The 1,525-nt window shown below is 40.7% G+C and carries 2 protein-coding genes; both read right to left on the bottom strand.

Annotated features, from left to right (window positions below; genetic code table 11):
• Window positions 1-199 (bottom strand): RAMP superfamily CRISPR-associated protein (locus tag Q0135_RS00870; protein WP_297987502.1); only part of this gene is annotated, 199 nt, incomplete at its 3' end.
• Window positions 196-1,525: hypothetical protein (locus tag Q0135_RS00865; RefSeq protein ID WP_297987501.1), on the bottom strand; the 1,330-nt coding region annotated here is incomplete at its 5' end. The genes Q0135_RS00870 and Q0135_RS00865, both read right to left, overlap by 4 nt.

Genomic DNA, 1,525 nt, shown 5'->3' with positions numbered 1-1,525 from the left:
AAATTTTATTCGCGGCATCCTTGCCGGCATTATCTTCAAACGCCCTACGCAAAATCCCTGCAACCGAAGTGCCTAAGATCATCGGCAAGCCGTTCCAATCTCTTTGCACCGGTGCATCCAAAAATAGATCATTTTTGCCGCCTCCGACTTTTAGCGGAGTTTTGGCTTCTATGATGACGTGCGCTAAAAATCTTTTCATTGCTTTTCTCCTGTGATTTTTGGCATTTGCATTGATAAGAGCAGTGTAAATTTAAGCTTACTTTTGCTCTCTTTAATCGCTTTTAAAAGCACATGACCATTGCCAGTTTCTTTTTCGCAATCCCAGTTTGCTTTTCTAACGCCATTACGTATAAATTTAGATACTTGATCTGCTATATTTTCGTCTTTTTCCTCGGTGGTTTGATTGCTGATTTTAGCCTCTTTGTCGTCAAGTACGCTATCATTAGTAGCAACATCTCTGCATATCGACCTTATCGCGCCCCATTGTGATTTTGAAATTTTGCTAAATTTATCTTTATGGCTTTCTATAAAATCAGCCACCCTCTCGGCTATTTCAAGAGCTTGGTCTTTCGTGGTCTGCTTTTGTTTTAAAAATTTAGCCAAATCACTTTGTATCGGTATCTCTTTAGTCGAGTGCTCAGTCTCCGCTTCTTTTTGGAATTCTATCGGGTTATTCTTCGCGTCACCGCCGTTTAAAAACCACGGATTTATCAGCACTTCGCCAAAGCCTTCGCTTAAATACGCTCCGACGCCGTTTTTTAGTGCGGCTATCCGCTCGGCACTTAAATTTTTCAAAGCGATTACGCTACCTTTATTTATGCAGGCTCGCTCGTAGTCCTTCGTGCTGCGAGCGCCATTGTAAGGAGTAAAATTTGAAATTCTAATCTGCGTCTTTTCGTATTTGACCTTGTCATCATCTAAATTCGGTAAAATGTATTTCACGTCATAGCTCGGATTACCGTTTTCATCAACAAGCGCAAGGCGGGATTTGGCGTAAATAAAAGTATATCCCTCAGGCGGTGTAAAGCTTTGGATTTCATCCGTATTTTCGCCTATAAATTTAATCTCTACCGCCCCATACTCCGCACTCTTTGATTTACCGAGCCTAGTTGAGCGCTCAAGAGTTTCTTTTACACGGTTTATGTCGTCATCGCTCACGCTAGGCTCAAATTTAACGCTAAATCGCCATTTCATTCCGGCCCTAAACGCCTCGTAGCCATACATCTGACTATCCATAGAGCGTCTTTTCTCTTTATCGTAGGCGCTTTTTTGTGAAAAATCTAGGTCCATGCTAAGCTGTTCGTTTCCTTCATTTATATAGCCGTTTCTCATTTGTTTTAGCTGGATAAAATCCTCAAATTTATCTCTATCACTAGCGTTATATTTGCAAAGTAAATGATGGTTATAAATTTTACTACCATCAAGCTTCTCGTGAAAATACGAAAGCGGGATCTTAAAAAATTCTTTGCCATCTTTGATCGGCGAAGCGTCGCAAAATTTCACCGCGCCGCTATGAAAAATTTTA

The organism is uncultured Campylobacter sp., assembly GCF_937981295.1.
GTDB lineage: Bacteria > Campylobacterota > Campylobacteria > Campylobacterales > Campylobacteraceae > Campylobacter_B.
Note: the sequence above shows the minus strand (reverse complement) of the source record. Positions and strands in the feature narration are given on the sequence as shown.